Source organism: Paraburkholderia ribeironis (assembly GCF_900019265.1).
In the GTDB taxonomy this organism is placed as follows: Bacteria; Pseudomonadota; Gammaproteobacteria; order Burkholderiales; family Burkholderiaceae; genus Paraburkholderia; species Paraburkholderia ribeironis.
The window spans coordinates 85,545-102,613 of the sequence record NZ_CYGX02000071.1 but is presented as its reverse complement, the minus strand read 5'-3'; the positions used below and the strand labels follow the sequence as shown (position 1 = coordinate 102,613).

At 62.1% G+C, this 17,069-nt stretch carries 15 protein-coding genes; 10 read left to right on the top strand and 5 right to left on the bottom strand.

What is annotated here, in order from left to right; all coding sequences use genetic code 11:
• The 4 genes from BN2475_RS27830 to BN2475_RS27815 all read left to right on the top strand — a co-directional run.
• The coding region (locus BN2475_RS27830) for a transposase domain-containing protein (RefSeq protein WP_143325934.1) at positions 1–224 on the top strand (224 nt) is incomplete at its 5' end.
• Positions 225–609: 385 nt separating this feature from the next.
• Positions 610–1,449: a translesion DNA synthesis-associated protein ImuA gene (gene imuA / locus BN2475_RS27825; protein ID WP_094782657.1), complete on the top strand. Its 840-nt coding sequence runs from the start codon at positions 610–612 to the stop codon at positions 1,447–1,449.
• A complete protein-coding gene (locus tag BN2475_RS27820; protein WP_094782656.1) occupies positions 1,349–3,109 on the top strand; it encodes a Y-family DNA polymerase in 1,761 nt (586 codons plus the stop codon). Before imuA ends, BN2475_RS27820 begins: the two co-directional genes overlap by 101 nt.
• Positions 3,110–3,114: 5 nt before the next feature.
• Positions 3,115–6,735 (top strand): error-prone DNA polymerase, encoded by a 3,621-nt coding sequence (locus tag BN2475_RS27815; RefSeq protein WP_094782668.1) that lies wholly within the window; start codon positions 3,115–3,117, stop codon positions 6,733–6,735.
• A gap of 107 nt (positions 6,736–6,842) precedes the next feature.
• Here BN2475_RS27815 and BN2475_RS27810 read toward each other — a convergent pair whose 3' ends face one another.
• Both BN2475_RS27810 and BN2475_RS27805 read right to left on the bottom strand, forming a co-directional pair.
• Complete coding sequence (locus BN2475_RS27810) at positions 6,843–7,763, bottom strand: dTDP-4-dehydrorhamnose reductase family protein (protein WP_094782655.1); 921 nt, start codon at positions 7,761–7,763, stop codon at positions 6,843–6,845.
• A gap of 13 nt (positions 7,764–7,776) precedes the next feature.
• Positions 7,777–8,010: a heavy-metal-associated domain-containing protein gene (locus tag BN2475_RS27805; RefSeq protein ID WP_094782654.1), complete on the bottom strand. Its 234-nt coding sequence runs from the start codon at positions 8,008–8,010 to the stop codon at positions 7,777–7,779.
• Positions 8,011–8,134: 124 nt separating this feature from the next.
• Here BN2475_RS27805 and cueR point away from each other — a divergent pair, with 124 nt between their 5' ends.
• The 4 genes from cueR (at position 8,135) to BN2475_RS27785 (ending at position 10,902) form a co-directional block, all read left to right on the top strand.
• A complete protein-coding gene (gene cueR, locus BN2475_RS27800; RefSeq protein ID WP_245841637.1) occupies positions 8,135–8,641 on the top strand; it encodes a Cu(I)-responsive transcriptional regulator in 507 nt (168 codons plus the stop codon).
• Between the two features lie 217 nt (positions 8,642–8,858).
• On the top strand, positions 8,859–9,005 hold the full coding sequence (locus tag BN2475_RS27795; protein ID WP_094782667.1) for a DUF3563 family protein: 147 nt from the start codon (positions 8,859–8,861) through the stop codon (positions 9,003–9,005).
• Between the two features lie 238 nt (positions 9,006–9,243).
• Positions 9,244–9,585 carry a hypothetical protein gene (locus tag BN2475_RS27790; protein WP_094782653.1) on the top strand — a complete coding sequence of 114 codons (342 nt, stop codon included), beginning with the start codon at positions 9,244–9,246 and terminating at the stop codon, positions 9,583–9,585.
• Between the two features lie 276 nt (positions 9,586–9,861).
• Entirely contained in the window at positions 9,862–10,902 is a 1,041-nt protein-coding gene (locus BN2475_RS27785; RefSeq protein WP_094782652.1) for an ABC transporter substrate-binding protein, read from the top strand.
• A gap of 130 nt (positions 10,903–11,032) precedes the next feature.
• Here BN2475_RS27785 and BN2475_RS27780 read toward each other — a convergent pair whose 3' ends face one another.
• A complete protein-coding gene (locus BN2475_RS27780; RefSeq protein ID WP_094782666.1) occupies positions 11,033–11,878 on the bottom strand; it encodes a 23S rRNA (adenine(2030)-N(6))-methyltransferase RlmJ in 846 nt (281 codons plus the stop codon).
• Between the two features lie 220 nt (positions 11,879–12,098).
• Entirely contained in the window at positions 12,099–13,070 is a 972-nt protein-coding gene (locus tag BN2475_RS27775; RefSeq protein WP_094782651.1) for a potassium channel beta subunit family protein, read from the bottom strand.
• A 223-nt stretch (positions 13,071–13,293) separates the two neighbouring features.
• Here BN2475_RS27775 and BN2475_RS27770 point away from each other — a divergent pair, with 223 nt between their 5' ends.
• Both BN2475_RS27770 and BN2475_RS27765 read left to right on the top strand, forming a co-directional pair.
• The gene (locus BN2475_RS27770; RefSeq protein ID WP_094782650.1) at positions 13,294–14,091 is read left to right on the top strand and encodes a 3-hydroxybutyrate dehydrogenase; all 798 of its coding nucleotides are present in this window, start codon (positions 13,294–13,296) and stop codon (positions 14,089–14,091) included.
• A 10-nt stretch (positions 14,092–14,101) separates the two neighbouring features.
• A complete protein-coding gene (locus BN2475_RS27765; RefSeq protein ID WP_094782649.1) occupies positions 14,102–15,340 on the top strand; it encodes a DUF3734 domain-containing protein in 1,239 nt (412 codons plus the stop codon).
• Positions 15,341–15,452: 112 nt separating this feature from the next.
• Here BN2475_RS27765 and BN2475_RS27760 read toward each other — a convergent pair whose 3' ends face one another.
• Positions 15,453–16,652, bottom strand: a complete 1,200-nt coding sequence (locus BN2475_RS27760; protein WP_094782648.1) for an amino acid aminotransferase — start codon at positions 16,650–16,652, stop codon at positions 15,453–15,455.
• Between the last annotated feature and the right edge of the window lie 417 nt (positions 16,653–17,069).

Genomic DNA, 17,069 nt, shown 5'->3' with positions numbered 1-17,069 from the left:
ATCGCGAACCTGCCATCGGCAGTGCCAACTGGTTATTCGCCGGGTCGCTGCGCGCTGGCCAACGTGCGGCCGCTATCATGAGCCTGATACGCTCCGCCCAACTCAACGGGCTCGACCCGCATGCCTATCTGAAGGACATCCTCACGCGACTGCCGACCCATAGGGCCTCCGACATAGAGGCATTGCTGCCTTATCGCTGGCAACCGACTGTGACCATCGGCTAAACCAATCCGTCAATGCGGGTTTGCTGGCCGCTTACCATTCTCCTCCGCACCGTCCTCATACTCCGCGCCGGCCGCTTGCCCGCTTCTCCCGATGACTCTGGATTCCTTCCTCGCCTCACTCCTTCCCGATCCGCAGCGCGTTCGCATAGCCAGTCAACTCCAGATAGCCCCGACCTGCGTCCGAACTCTCTCCGCATGCAACAGCCCTGTCCTGCAACAGCCGTTCCTTATCTTCCCTTAAAGCTTTGCCTGCAGACATCGCGCGGCGTCCGCCGGCCTTAACATTCATCTCAAAATACTGTATAAATATACAGTAAAACTGGTCGTCTTATGCTTGCCCGATGCCGGGCAGGGCGAAGCATTCCCTAATTCAAAGAGCGTGTCTATGGCAGCAACGATTCAGCTTGCGACGACCGCGCTGTCGTCGCAATTGCGGCGTCAGGTGTGGCAGGGCAATGAGCTTGCCGAGTCCGATTCGAGAGTGATTTCCAGTGGTTACGCCGCGCTGGATCGGTTGTTGCCGGGGCAAGGCTGGTCGGCTGGCGGTCTGACGGAATTACTGATCGAACATGGCGGAGTGGGTGAAGTGCGTTTGCTGGCTCATGCGCTTCGTCAGCTTACCAGGCAGGCCGAGCGACATGTCATGCTCGTGGCGCCTCCCTATCAGCCATGTGCCGCGGCACTGATGGCTTGGGGTATCGATGTCGAGCGGGTCTTATGGGTGCGCTCATCTGAGGATCAGGCGCTGTGGGCCGCCACTCAGGCATTGAAGCAGGATGGTATCGGTGCGGTTCTGGTATGGCTGTCGAATGCGCGCGCCGATAAGGTCAGGCGTTTGCAAGTGGCGGCTCAGGAGTCGGCATCGCTGGCATTCGTGATCCGGCCGGTCGAGGCAGCCACGCAATCTTCACCAGCGCCCTTGCGAATGATCTGCGAACCGCTCTTGCCGGCCAATGCGCAGACGATCAACCGTCGCCAATGGTTGCAGGAGATTGGTCTGTCGATCGACATCTTCAAGCGCCGCGGACCGCCGCTAGCCGAACCTCTTCGCCTCGTTCTACCTTTACAAGGCGTCTTGTTGCCGGAAAGCGGAGTCGGCAGCCATCAACGACCAGAGGTCAAACATGTTGTGGATCGCGGTTACCTTGCCACTCTTGTCGCTGGAAGCGGTGAAGCCACTCGCGCCGCTTCCGGATGGTTCGCCCGCGAAGCCGAATCGGCATGAGTCGCGCGGCGATGCAAGGCCGCCTCAAGCTACCGCAGACATCGACGAGCGAAGCGGTTATGCATTGGCCGATCACGCGCACATTCTGATGCCGGATCTCGACGCATGGCGTGCCGGGGTGCAGGCGGGTTATTCGCGCTCGTATGCATTGGCGTTGGCGCCGGGTCTGAAGTTGCTTGCCGCCGACGCGACCCGCGAGACCCAGGCATTCGAGGCAATAGCGCTTGCGTTGTTGACCTACACACCGAAAGTGTCGCTTGCCGAGACGCATACCCTGCTGCTGGAAGTCGGCTCCGGCTTGAGGCTGTTTGGCGGCTTGCGCACGTTGTTGTCGCGCGTGTCGGCCACGGTCGCGGAGTTCGGCTACACGGTGCGCATCGCCTGTGCGCCGACCGCCTGGGGCGCGTGGCTATTGGCACAGGTACGCGCTTGTCGGCAGGGACGTCGCTGGCATGTGGTCAAGGAAACTTCGCTCGCGCAGGTGCTCGATGGTTTATCTGTTTCGTTGTTGCCGGTGGCACAGACGTATCGCGATGCGTTTGCGCACGTCGGGTGCAGCACGCTTGCCGATTTGCGTCGGTTGCCAAGGGCGGGCGTCGTGCGGCGTTTCGGCAGCGGCATTCTGGATCTGCTCGCGCAGGCGTATGGCACGCGCGCCGATCCACGTGAATCGTTTCGTGCGCCGGCGTCGTTTCATGCACAACTGGAATTGCCGTCGCGAGTCGATAACGCCGATGCGTTGCTGTTTGCCGCGCGTCGCCTGATTGTGCAGTTGGCTGGCTGGTTGAGCGCGCATCATGCGGCGCTCTGCGGTTATACGCTGCTGCTCGAGCATGAATTGGCGTCCCGTCATGCGCCGAAGACATCGAGTCTGAAGGTCGCGTGGGCGATACCTTCGCGTGATGCCGAGCATCTGATCTGGCTGTTGCGGGAAAAGTTGAACCAGACCGTGCTGGCTGCGCCGGTCATCGAATTGAAGCTGGTTGCGGATCAGATTGGCGACTATGCCGGGCAGTTGGACACGTTGTTTCCCATGCCCGAATCAGATGACGAGTCGATTGCGCGTCTGCTCGAACGCTTGAGCGCGCGTCTGGGGCCGGAGAATGTGTTGCAGATGTCGTTGCAGGACGATCATCGTCCCGAGCGGGCCATGCGTGTCGAGGCTTACCAGGCGCAAGCGTTTTCACGCCAGAAGCGTGCGCCAGCGAAAAGCCGCGCAAAAGTCAAAGCGGATAAAACCTGGCTAACCGATGAGTTGCGACACGCCGCCCCGGAAGAAGAACGCGCAGGCGAAGCGACGATGCTGCAAGCAACGCAAGCAACACAAGCAACACAAGCAACACAAGCAACCCGCCCATCCGCACCACGATCAATCGATGCCCAGGCATCACTCGATCTACCCGACAGCGCATTACCCTCACAGCCTCGCCCGGTCTGGATGCTCGATCAGCCACTGCGCCTGATGATGCGCGACCAGCGACCGATCTATCGCCGGCCGCTGAAAATGCTCACGCGTACCGAGCGGATTGAAGCAGGGTGGTGGGACGGCAATCGTGTCGAGCGGGATTACTACGTCGCGGCCGATGATCGTGGCCACATGTTCTGGGTGTATCGCGAGCGTCTGAACGGTGAATGGTATTTGCATGGCTTGTTCGGCTGAGCATCATGACGACGTCCCAGCAATCCTTCCTCTCGCAGCAGGCATTTGCGGCTCACTTGCCCGCATACGCGGAGCTGCATTGCCTGACCAATTTCTCATTCCTGCGCGGCGCTTCGCATCCGCATGAACTCGTCGAGCAGGCGATGTCGCGCGGCTATAGCGCGCTCGCGATTACCGATGAATGTTCGTTGGCGGGCGTCGTGCGAGCCCACACGGCGTTGAGAGAACTCAGGCAGGAACGGGAGCGTCAACAGAAAGATCGCGAAAACAATGCGCAAGCCACGCAAGCCACGCAAGCCACGCAAGCCACGCAAGCCACGCAAGCCACGCAAACAGCAACGCCTTCGGAAGACACCATAGGGACAACGGCCTCGTCACAGGATCCCGTGGACGACGAGGCACTGAAACCCATCCCTCACCTGATCATCGGCAGCGAACTCAACCTGACCGATGACGCCGGCGAGCCCTTCTGCACGCTGGTTGCGCTGGCCATCGACCGCAACGGCTACGGCAATCTTTGCGAACTGATCACGCTGGCGCGATCACGCGCGGACAAAGGCAGCTATCGTCTCAGCCCTGCGGACTTCACCGATTCGCTACCGCATCTGGCGCATCTGAAGGCACTGCCCGATTGCGTCCTGATGCTCGTGCCGCAGCGTACGGCGACGCTCTCGCACACGCTGCGTTGCGCACATTGGCTCGCATCGTTCGCGGCAGGGCGGTCGTGGCTCGCACTCGAGCTGTGGCAGACCGGTAGCGACGATCTGCAGATCGACGCGTTGCGAATGATTTCAAAAGCGAGCGGCTTGCCGCTGGTTGCTGCAGGTGGCGTGCTGATGCATACGCGCTCGCGCAAGCCGTTGCAGGACACCATGACCGCAATCGGCCTTGGCACGCCGCTTTCGGCATGCGGCCACGCGCTGCAAGCGAATGCGGAACGGCACATGCGCACGCGCGTACGGCTCAGCAAACTCTATCCGCGCGATACGCTCGAAGAGACGCTGCGGATCGCCGCGCTATGCCGCTTCTCGCTCGACGAACTCAAGTACGAATATCCCGAAGAACTGGTGCCCACCGGCGAGTCGCCGTCGAGCTATCTGCGCAAGCTGGTGATGGCCGGGGCGACCGAGCGCTGGCCGCGCGGCATGGACCTGAAGCGAATCGATCAGATCGAGAAAGAGTTGGGGCTGATCGCCGAGCTGAAATACGAAAAGTATTTTCTGACGGTGCACGATATCGTGCGCTTCGCGCGCTCCAGAAACATCCTGTGTCAGGGGCGAGGTTCGGCGGCGAATTCGGTCGTGTGCTACTGCCTGCATGTGACGGAAATCGATCCGGTGCACATGAACATGCTGATCGAGCGATTCATTTCGCGCGCCCGCAATGAACCGCCCGATATCGACGTCGACTTCGAGCATCAGCGACGCGAAGAGGTGATTCAATATATCTACGCCAGGTATGGCCGTCATCGTGCGGCGCTCACTGCGTCGCTCATCACGTATCGCTCGCGCAGTGCGCTGAAAGACGTCGGCAAGGCGCTGGGTCTCGAGGCCTCGTTGATCGAGCGGATCAGCAAGTCGCAACAGTGGTGGGACGGCACGGATGCTGTCGCCGGCTATCTGGCCGAAGCGGGCTTCGACGCCAACTCGCACATCACGCAAAATCTGATTCGCCTGACCAAAGAGTTGCGCAATTTCCCGCGTCACCTGTCGCAACACGTCGGTGGCTTCGTGATTGCGAAAGACAAGCTGTCGCGGCTCGTGCCGATCGAGAACGCGAGCATGAAAGACCGCAGCGTGATCGAGTGGGACAAGGACGATATCGATGCGCTCAAGCTGCTGAAAGTCGACGTGCTCGCGCTCGGCATGTTGTCGGCCATTCGGCGCGCGCTGGAGTTCGTCGCGTTGAGGCGCGGTTTCCCGACGTTCAGGGTGCAGGATATTCCGCGCGAGGATCGGGCTGTCTACGAGATGTGCGGCCATGCCGATACGATCGGCGTGTTCCAGATCGAATCGCGTGCGCAGCAAAGCATGCTGCCGCGTCTGAAGCCGAACAAGTACTACGATCTCGTGATCGAAGTGGCGATCGTACGGCCCGGGCCGATTCAAGGCGGCATGGTGCATCCTTATCTGCGCCGCAAGCAGAATCTCGAACCAGTCGATTACGCCAAGGACGAATTGCGGCCGGTACTCGAACGTACGCTCGGCGTGCCGATTTTCCAGGAGCAGGTCATGCACCTGGCGATGGTTGCGGCGGAATATACCGGTGAGCAGGCCGATCAGTTGCGGCGTGCGATGGCCGCATGGCGGCGCAGCGGCAACCTCGCGAAGTATCAGAAGGATTTGAACGATCGCATGCTCAGGCGCGGCTATGAGCAGGAGTTTATCGACCGCATCTGCAAACAGATCGAAGGCTTCGGCGAATATGGTTTTCCGGAGAGCCATGCAGCGAGCTTCGCGTTGCTCGTCTATCTCAGCGCGTGGTTGAAGCGCTATGAGCCGGCTGCTTTTCTGGCGGGTTTGCTGAACAGCCAGCCGTTGGGATTTTATTCGCCGTCGCAACTCGTGCAGGATGCAAGGCGTCACGGCGTCAAGGTCTTGCCGCCGGACGTGACTCTGAGCGATTGGGAGTCGACTCTCGAACGACGCAATGAAGAAGGGCGGCGGATTTCATCGGCCGAGACCTGTCTGCATCATCAGTACACCATATTATCCGCACAGCAATTGCGCGATCTGTCGCTGCGGCGCCTGACGGTGAGCAGAACGATCCGGCGCGCAGCGCAACGATTGACTGCACGCGTGTTTCAACCGTCGAATACGTATGGTTCGCGCGGCCCCGCGGTGCGCATCGGCATGCATCTGATCAAGGGGCTCGCGCAAGGAGCCGTCGAACGCATCATCGCCGCCCGCAACGACGCGCCGTTTACCGATGTCGACGATCTGGCGCGCCGCGCGGCATTGACGCGGCGCGATCTCGAAGCGCTTGCCGCAGCGAACGCGCTGGCCAGCATCGCCGGCCATCGGCGTGAAGCGTGGTGGGCGGTGACTGCGCAACACAGCGTGCCGAAGCTGCTGCGTGATGCGCCGATCGTCGAAGCGCCGCTGAGCTTGCCGCCGGCAGCCGAAAGCCGCGAGATCGTCGACGACTACGCGAGCATCGGCCTCACGCTCAATCGTCATCCGCTCGCACTGCTGCGTACGCGCCTCGCGCAACAGCGTTTTCGCACGGCGGCCGAGCTTGCCGCGTGTCAGCACGGCACGCTGGCGCGCGCATGCGGCATCGTCACCGTGCGGCAGCGGCCAGGCACGGCAAACGGCACTGTGTTCGTTTCCATCGAAGACGAAACCGGTTCGATCAATGTGATCGTCTGGCCGTCGCTAGTGGAAAAACAGCGCAAGGTGTTGTTGGGTTCATCATTGCTGGCGGTGTACGGCGTCTTGCAACGCGACGACGGCGTTGCTACCGGCGACATGGCCGGCCCTGCCGGCCCTGCGGGGAATGCAAACAGCGCAGGCCGGGGAAGCCGGAAACACAGAGGCGAAGTGATCCATCTCGTTGCCCAACGCCTCGAGGATCACAGCGAATGGCTCGGCGAACTGGCCACGGCGAGCCGCGATTTTCATTGACGCTCATCGAGGCCGGCTGGTCGTGTCCAGCCTGAACGCATATCAAGCGCATATCAAGCGCATAGCAAACGCATAGCAAACGCATAGCAAACGCATATGCGCCAACGTCAGACAGGCGTGTCGCCTCGCCACGCAAACGCTGCGAGCACCTGTCGGATCGCCGTGTCGAACGGTGTGCGGCGGCCGATCCCGAGCGCTTCGAGCTGGCTGGATGCCAGATAACAGTTATGCGGGCGCGGTGTCGCATCGGCCGGGGTGGATTGCGGCGTCAGGTGCGCATCGAGCCGTAAGGCTTCGGCAATGCGCACCGCGATCTCGTACTTGGTCATCGGCTCGTCGCCCGACCATTGCACGATGCCGCGGATCGTTTCGTTGCGCGCATGCCGTTCGAGCATTTGCCGGATCACCAACGCGACGTCAGGAGTGAAGGTCGGGTAGCGGATCGCCCACGCGTCCATCACGGCGGCCTTGCCATTCGACGACGCCGATGCCGCAATCGCCGGCACGAGACTCGTCACCGCCGACTCCGACCAGCTGACGATCGGCCCATACAGCAGTGGCAAACGCAGCACGCAACCGAGGTCGGTCGTCTCGGCCAGCGCGCGCTCGCCGTCGAGCTTGCTCCTCCCGTAGGCGTTGAGCGGCGCGGGCACGGCGTCGTGCCGGTAGGGCGGGTGAGTGCCGTCGAACACGTAGTCGGTGGAGATCGACAGTGTCCATGCGCCGCGCCGGCTGGCTGCCGTGGCCAGGGTGCGCACCGCGTCGACATTCAGCGCGCGGGCCAGTGCCGGATCGTGCTCGCACACATCCGGCCGACGCTCCGCCGCGGCAATCACGAGCGCATCCGGCGCTTCACGTTCGACAAACTGCTCGACTGCCTGCGCGTCGCGAATATCCAGTGAGACGGTATGCGCCGACGGCCGGCTGAACGCGGTGCCAACCACCCGCCAACCGGTCTGCTGCGCCAGTTCGTCGACGAGCGCACGGCCGAGCAGCCCTGAGGCGCCAATCACGGCAACTTTGAACATGATGCGAGTTCGCCTAATGGGCTGCGCCACCGGTCGCCGGTGCGCTGGCGACGGCGGTGACCGTGTAGCCGGCTTCGTCGATCGCGGCCTTCAGCGCGTCGAGCGGTTGCATCGATTCGACCACCACCCGGCCGGATGAGAGATCCACCTGAACTTGCGCGGCTGCATCGTGTTCACGAATGGCGTTCGTGACTGCGGCGACACAATGCTGGCAGCTCATGCCTTCTACCTTGAGTTCGATTGTCATCGGAATTGCCCTGGAAAAATCAACGTTGCGGTAAGTCGGATTATGCCTGCCGATCCGTACCTGGGTGGCTGACCTTCCCACTGTGGGAAGGTGTACGATCGCCCCATATCTTGGGGAAACAGTGATGAATATCGGTGAAGCGGCCCGCACGTCGGGCGTCACGGCGAAGATGATTCGCTACTACGAGAGCGTTGGCCTGCTGATGGCAAAGGCGCGCACGAGCGCCGGCTATCGCGTATACGGTTCGCAGGAAGTTCATTCGCTGCGCTTTATCCGGCAGGCGCGGCGGCTCGGTTTTCTGGTCGAAGACATTCGCCGACTGCTGGCGCTATGGCACGATCGCTCGCGCGCCAGCGCCGAAGTGAAGCAGATCGCGCTGGAACATGTCGCGGAGCTCGATCGCCGTATCGCCGAGCTCACCGATATGCGCGATACGCTCGTGCATCTGGCCAACCACTGCCATGGTGACGACCGTCCCGATTGTCCGATCATCGAACGCCTTGCCGACACCGATCCTGTTTCCAGGAAAGATTGCGGTTCGCTTGATGGTGGCATGGGCGATGGTGCAACTCGAAGGAGGGCTTCGTCGGGACCCGATGGCGAAATGCACCACAAAGGTGCTAAAAATTAAGGGCATTAATGCCCAACGCTAAAAATTCGTTTCGAACCCAGTCAAATCAACGGTTCGCGTGCACTATCAGCGTGCACCATTCCAAATCGGAATGCACATCATGCGGGCATTTCACTAGCCAGGTTGCACCACAGGGTTATAATGCGGGTTAACCCTTTTAAGGGAAATCCCTGATGCCCAATCCACCGGGGATTCAATCTGATCCTTGGAGAACATCATGTTTGCATACCTTCTTGAAAAGCTGAGCACCTGGTTTGAAACCGCGGAACGTAACCGTCGTGAAGCCTACCTGGCGTCGTCGTCGGATATCGTTCAGCTTGAACAGCGCATCCGCTCGCTCGAAACCGGCGGCTACTCGCTGTAAGTTTCATCGGCGTCGAGTGCGTCGAGTGCGACGCGGCGGCGTTCGTTGCGCGGCCATTGCAGTACAGTGTTGAGCCCCGTCAATGCGGGGCTTTGTCACGTCTGGGCCACGCAATTTCCGAGCGAACGGCGTCTGAACGCTATTGGTGGCGAATCGCGACTAGCCTAAGGGGCCAACACCGAGGTAAGGTAAAGCGTTCTTCGCGCAATCCGGCAATCTCAAACCAACCGGTCCGCCTATGCCCTCCGTCCATTCGTCCAAACGCATCCTGATCGTCGCGCTTGCCGCCTCGCTGACGACGATCCTCGCCGCGCCGACCGCGTTCGCCGTGTCGGACGGCGCCCGCAGGCCGGTGATCATCGACTCGCAGGGTGGCATCATCAATGGCCAGAGCGGCACCTTGCTGTTGAGTGCGCCGCCTTCGCCGCAACCAATCGTCGATGCGCAGCCGATTGCAGCGCCCATCGAACTGGCGCCGGATTCGTCGGCACCCATGGTCGTGGCGCCTTATATCCAGTTGCCCGTGGGGGGTGGCGTGCCGCCGCGCCCCCAGCCTCGTGCGCTGCCTCGCTCGCAATGAAAGTCTGGGGGCAAGCCTTCCCGGCAGTTCTGTTGCCTCTGTGTTGACGCTTCGCCGCCCGCCAAACGCTCTGTCGGGCGGCGTTGCCCGCGCATGCGCTCGCCTCATGCTCCGGCTCAGGCGCGGCGGTCGCCGCCCGTCATTGGGGTTTGGGCGCATGGCGCGGGCGAAACCGTCCGACGACAATCGTTCCGCGGTCTCCCGCCAACGGCTCGAGCGACACATCTCGCGCAGCGTGACCGCGTCGAACGAAAAACAGAACACGGAGACATCGACATGTCCACTCACTGGATGCAGCGTGCCACGAGCGCCTGCGTGATGCTGCTCGCGCTTGTCGTCCTACCGGGCGTCGCGCTCGCCAAAGACACACCAGAAAAACCCGCGCTGACGATGGCCGTCGGCGGCTTGCCCGGCCTTTACTATTTGCCGGTACTTGCTGCGCAGCAACTGGGCTACTTCAAGGACGAAGGCCTCGAGGTTACGCTGGAAGATTTCGCGGGCGGGTCGAAGGCGTTGGAAGCGGTGGTGGGAGGCAGTGCCGACGTGGGCGCGGGTGCGTTCGAGCACACGCTGTTCATGCAGGCAAAAGGGCAGCACTACCGGGCGTTCGTGCTGATGGGCCGCGCGCCGCAGATCGTCGTCGCGGTGCTGAAGTCGAAGGCCGATCGGATCAAGTCGCTGGCGGATTTCAAGGGCGCGAAGGTTGGCGTGAGCGCGCCGGGTTCGTCGACGGATCTCGTGCTCACCGTGGCCTTGCGCAAGGCCGGCGTGCAGCGCAGCGAGATTTCGGCGATCGGCATAGGCAGCGGCGCGACGGTGCTGGCAGCCGTGGGCAGCCGGCAGATCGATGCGCTCTCCAACGTCGATCCGATGATGACCAAACTGACGCGTAGCGGCGCGATCAAGGTGCTGGTCGATACTCGTACGGTGAAGGGCACGCAGGAAGTGTTCGGCGGAACGATGCCCGCGGCGACGCTCTATGCGTCGGAGAGTTTCATCGAGAAGAATCCGAAGACGACGCAGGCGCTCACTAATGCGATCGTGCGAGCGAACCACTGGTTGCAGACCGCGAGCGACGCCGATCTGCTGAAGATGGTGCCGCCCGCCTATCTGCTCAACGACCCGACGCTCTATGTCGAAGCCTTCCACAACGTGCGCGACGCCTATTCGCCGGATGGCTTGATGCCCGCGGACGGCCCGGCGACTGCGCTACGTGCGCTGGCGTCGTTCGACAACCGGCTCGATCCGAAAAAGATCGACCTGAACGCAACCTATACCAACGACTTTGCCCTTAAAGCCGCGGCGCAATTGAAATAGCCGGACGGGCGTTGCTTGCTGTTGCGCGCGATGCCGGTTCGCGCCGGGGCGCGCGTGACTCTCGAACCAGGCCTGCACGCCGCGACAGATGCAGCCGCAAACCTCCAGCTCGCAACAGGAGCACCGGGACTCAGTCGCCGCGATATTCCACCTTGAACTCGGCGGCCCGGTCTTCGCCGAGCGCTTTGACCAGCCAGGGCATCTGCTCCTTGAGCATTTTCGCCAGCGTATAAGGCGGGTTCAGAATAAACATGCCGCTGCCGTAGAGCCCAAAGCCGTCCTCGGGCGGATTGCTGACCGTCAGGCTCACGTGAAGCCAGTCACGCTCCTGCAGCTTTTTCAACTGCTCGGGAAAACGCTGCGATTCAGGGCGTTTCACCTGCGGGTACCAGACCGCGTAAGTACCGGTCGGAAAACGCTTCAGGCTCTCTTCGACGCAGCGCAGTGTGCGCGAATAGTCGCGCTTGTCTTCGTACGACGGATCGAGCAGCACCAGCGCGCGGCGCGGCGCCGGCGGCAGCAACGCGATGATGCCGTCGAAGCCGTCGCCGGCGTAAAGCATCGCGCGACGGCCTGCGTCGCGGAAATTGTGACGCAGTACGTCGATCTCGGTGGTATGCAGCTCGAACAGACGCATGCGGTCCTGTTCGCGCAACTGCCGCCACGCGATATACGGCGAGCCGGGATAGAAGCGCAACTGGCCATCCGGATTGAGCGCGCTCACTTCCTCGACGTAGTCGGCGAAGAGCGGCGGCAGATCGTTGCGTTCCCACAGTCTGGCGATGCCGGTCTGGAACTCGCCGGTCTTGGTCGCGTAGCCTTCCTTCAGCGAATAAACGCCGGCGCCCGCATGCGTGTCGATATACCAGTAGGCTTTGTCCTTCTGGCCGAGGTAGCGCAATAGCTGCAACACGACGGCGTGTTTCAGAACGTCGGCGTGATTGCCTGCATGAAAGGCGTGGCGGTAACTGAGCATGATGAGGAAACGCTGAAAGAGGGCATGCCGGTCCAAGGTGGATCCGGCGGTGCGGGTGCAATGCGGCGGCACGACGGGCAACAGCGCCGAAGCGCGGCGCGGTCGCGTATTGTACGCGACGCTGCGCTGCGCCGCGCCGCGCTTCGCGGTCAGTTCCGCGCGTGGCACGACGCGCTGCTGCTGTCGCGGCTGTGCGGTGCGCTGCGCGCCCGACTTCGCGTTACTCGTGGGCGTCGCCGATGAGTTCCTCGATCCGCTCCTTGATCTCTGGGGTGATTTGCGCCGCGACGTCGGCGGATTTCATGTTCTCGCCGATCTGTTCGACCCGCGACGCGCCCGTAATCACCGTGCTGACGTTCGGATTCTTCAGAATCCACGCGATCGCGAGCTGACCGATCGTGCAGCCCAACTCGTCGGCCAGCGCGCCGAGCTTGCCGACTACGTCGTTCCGGGCTGGGTCGGTGACTTCCTTGCGCAGCCAGTCGTAGCCTTGCAACTGCGCGCGGCTACCGGCAGGCACGCCGTCGCGGTACTTGCCGGTGAGCAGCCCGGATGCGAGCGGGCTCCACGTGGTCAGCCCGAGACCGATATCTTCGTAAAGCCGCTTGTACTCCTGCTCGACGCGATTGCGGTGGAACAGGTTGTACTGTGGCTGCTCCATGACCGGCTTGTGCAGATGGTGCCGCTCGGCAATTTCATAGGCAGCGCGAATTTCATCGGCGCTCCATTCGGAGGTGCCCCAGTACAGCGCCTTGCCGCGTGTGATCATGTCGCTCATCGCCCAGACGGTCTCTTCGACCGGCGTGTTTGGATCGGGGCGATGGCAGAACACCAGGTCGACATAGTCGAGCTGCAGGCGCTTGAGCGAACCGTCCAGAGCGTTCAGCAGATATTTGCGGTTCAGCGTGTGGTACTGATTCGGCGCTTGTGTGAGGCCCCAGAAGAATTTCGTCGATACCACGTAGCTCACGCGCGGCCACGCCAGTTCCTTCAAGGCGTGGCCCATGATTTCTTCGGATTTTCCGCCAGCGTAGACCTCGGCGTTATCGAAGAAATTGACACCCGCATCGTGCGCGGCTGCAAGCGATTCGCGCGCCGCGCGATGATCCACCTGATTGCCATAGGTGACCCACGAGCCGATGGACAGTTCGCTGACTTGCAGGCCGGAGCGGCCCAGACGTCGATAGTTCATGCATTTCTCCTTGTTGGTGATGCCGCGGGAATTGCGTCGAAAACAACCAGTTTAAAGAGATACGGTCCGATGTGCGTTTTACCTCTGGTGTTCTCAGGGTTCATGCACAATAGCAGCGTTGGCCGCAATGCAGCATCCGGCCGAACGGTCTATGCCGTTTGGCCGACTTCACGCCGCTCGCGGCTCATGGTCTCATTGTTCATCAACTGCATGGAGGTTCCGGATGTCGTCTCTGAACTCGAATCTGAACGGCAAGGTCGCCGTAGTTACTGGCGCCGCAAGCGGCATCGGCAAGCAGATTGCACTGACCCTTTCCGCGGCTGGCGCAGCGGTCGCGATCGCCGATCTGAACCAGGACGGCGCGAACGCCGTCGCTGAAGAAATCACGAAAGGCGGCGGCAAGGCCATCGGCGTGGCAATGGACGTCACGAGCGAAGAGGCCGTCAATCAGGGCATCGACAAGGTCGCCGCCGAGCTCGGCTCGATCGATATTCTCATTTCCAACGCCGGCATTCAGATCGTCAATCCGATCGAAAACTACTCGTTCTCGGACTGGAAGAAGATGCAGGCGATCCACGTGGACGGTGCGTTCCTCACCACCAAGGCCGCACTCAAGCACATGTACAAGGATGACCGCGGCGGCATCGTGATCTACATGGGTTCGGTTCATTCGCACGAAGCGTCGCCGCTGAAGTCCGCCTACGTGGCGGCCAAGCATGCGTTGCTGGGGCTCGCGCGCGTGCTGGCCAAGGAAGGCGCGAAGCACAACGTGCGCTCGCATGTGGTGTGTCCGGGCTTCGTGCGTACCCCGCTCGTCGACAAGCAGATTCCGGAGCAGGCCAAGGAACTCGGCATCAGCGAGGCCGACGTGATCAAGCGCGTGATGTTGGGAGGCACGGTCGATGGCATTTTCACCACCGTGGAAGATGTCGCGCAGACAGTGCTGTTCCTGTCCACCTTCCCGACGGCGGCCCTGACCGGCCAGTCCTTTATTGTGAGTCACGGCTGGTATATGCAATAAGGAGGTGCGCATGGCGCAACGCAGTATGAAGCGGGCGCGCATGCGTGCGCCTGGCGATGGAGACGGCGAAGGCGCCGGCCCGGCCGCCGGCGCGCGTCTTGGCCGGCGCGTCGATTTGCCCAATTACGAAACCGTCGCGCTGATGCTGCAAGGTGGCGGTGCATTGGGCGCCTATCAGGCCGGTGTCTTTCAGGGGCTTCACGAAGCCGGCATCGAGCCCAACTGGCTGGCCGGTATTTCGATCGGCGCGTTGAACACGGCGGTGATTGCCGGCAATCCGCCGGGCAAGCGGGTCGAACGGCTGCTGCAGTTCTGGGAAACGATTTGCCAGCCGGCGTTCGGGCCGCAGTTGCCGGCTTTCGTCGAGCGCGCGTTCTTCAATTCCAGCGAAGCCGTGCGCAAAGCCTTTACGGCAAGCCAGGCGATGAGCGCGGTCGTCGAAGGGCAAAAGGGCTTTTTCGTGCCGCGTTTCCCGCCACCGTTGCCTACGGTGTCCGGGCCGCCGCAAATGGCCAGCTACTACGACACCACGCCGCTGAAGGCCACGCTCGAAGCACTCTGCGATTTCGACCGGATCAATTCGGGCGAAATTCGTGTGTCGGTGGGGGCGGTCAATTGCGGTACGGGCAATTTTGCGTACTTCGATAACACGCACACCACGCTGAGGCCCGAGCACTTCATGGCCTCAGGTGCATTGCCACCAGGCTTCGCGGCAGTCGAGATCGACGGCCAGTATTACTGGGACGGCGGGCTGATGTCGAACACGCCGCTCTACGAGGTGATCCAGACCACGCCGCGTCGCGACACGCTCGCGTTCCAGGTCGATCTGTGGAGCGCAATCGGGCCGGTGCCGGACAACCTGACCGACGTGCAGGGGCGCATGAAGGACATTCAGTATTCGAGCCGCACGCGTCTCGTGACGGACATGCTGCAACGCTCGCAGCGTTTCCGGCATGTGCTGCGCGAGGTGCTGGAGCGCGTGCCGTCCGATCAGCGCGAAGATCCGTGGTGCAAGCTGGCCGAGGACCTTGCGTGTTCGAAGCGCTACAACGTGGTCCATCTGATCCACCGGCACAAGGAATACGAAGGGCACTACAAGGACTTCCAGTTCGGCCTGTCGACCATGCGCGAGCACTGGCAAAGCGGGCTGGAGGACATTCGCCATTCGCTCGAGCAACCCGGCTGGCTCGACATGCCCGACAACGACGCGGGTTTCGTCACGCACGATATTCATCGGGATTCGCGCTGAAAGGCCCGCACACCCGGTCAATAAAAAAACGGCGCCCTTTCTGAAAAGGGCGCCGTTTTTACGAGCAGTGCCAGCAGAGCGCGCGAGCCGAACGCCCGCGCGTCGAATTGCATTACTTCAACACGTGAGCGATCGCGTTAGCCACGACGTCGAGGTTGCGCGTATTCAGCGCGGCCACGCAGATGCGGCCCGTGCTCACGGCGTAGATGCCGAATTCTTCGCGCAGACGGTCCACTTGCGAAGCCGTCAGGCCCGAGTACGAGAACATGCCGCGTTGTGCGTTCACGAAGCTGAAGTCGCGATCCGCGCCGCTTGCCTTCAGCCGCTCGACGAGGCCATTGCGCATCGCGCGGATACGGTCGCGCATTTCGGCCAGTTCGGTTTCCCACGTGGTGCGCAGTGCGGGCGACGCGAGCACCGCGGCGACCACCGAGCCACCGTGCGTCGGCGGATTCGAGTAGTTCGTGCGGATCACGCGCTTCAGTTGCGACAGCACGCGTGCAGCTTCGTCCTTGCTTGCAGTGAGGATCGACAGCGCGCCGATGCGCTCGCCGTACAACGAGAACGACTTCGAGAACGACGACGAGATGAACACGTTCAGTTCCGACGCCGCGAACAGGCGCACGGCGGCCGCGTCCGCTTCGATGTTGTCGCCGAAACCCTGATAGGCGATGTCGAGAAACGGCACCAGGTTGCGCGCCTTGACGACTTCGACCACCTGCTTCCATTGTTCGACGCTGAGGTCCACGCCGGTCGGGTTGTGGCAGCACGCGTGCAGCACGACGATCGTGCCCGCGGCGTAGCTGTTCAGCGCATTCAACATGCCGTCGAAGTTCACGCCGTGCGTGTGCGCGTCGTAGTACGGGTACGACTCGACCACGAAGCCCGCGCCTTCGAACAGCGCACGGTGGTTTTCCCAGCTCGGGTCGCTGATCGCGACCTTGCTGTTCGGGTTCACGCGCTTCAGGAAGTCCGCGCCGATCTTCAGCGCGCCCGTGCCGCCCAGTGCCTGTGCCGTGACGACGCGGCCCGCTGCGATCAGCGGCGAGTCGTTGCCGAGCAGCAGCTTCTGCACGGCGGCATCGTAAGCGGCGATGCCTTCGATCGGCAGATAGCCGCGCGGCAGCGCGGCTTCGACGCGCGCCTTTTCAGCGTCGCGCACGGCGCGCAGCAGCGGAATCTTGCCTTCTTCATTGAAGTAAACGCCAACGCCAAGGTTGACCTTGGTGGCGCGCGTATCGGCGTTGAAAGCTTCGTTCAGGCCCAGAATCGGGTCGCGGGGAGCAAGTTCGACGGCGGAGAACAGAGACATGATGGGTGGGCAGCAGTAGTGAAAAGAGGGCGGCTTCGAGCGCGGGCGGCCCAGCCTGACGCATTTGACGCAAAACGCGAAACAGGTGCCGGACGGCGGCGAGCGAGCGCAGCTTCGCATTGTAACGAATCCGCGCCCGTTTTTCGGACGACAAGGTGGGCAGCAGGGAATTATTTCCTTGAAAAACAGGCACTCCGGCGTCACACCGCAATCACGGATCGGCGTGGGCGCGCCTTGCGTGCAGGCCGCGAGCCTGCTCAGCGCCCCCTCGGCTCCGTAGCCAGAAAGCCACGGATCGCCCGTTGAAAAGGCCGCCACCTCCCGCCCATACCCATCAGCCGCGCGCAACCGCGGCGCGCCGGACTCTACGCAGACCCGCTCGATCCGCGTTTCCCGCAACCCGTTAGAATGATTCTT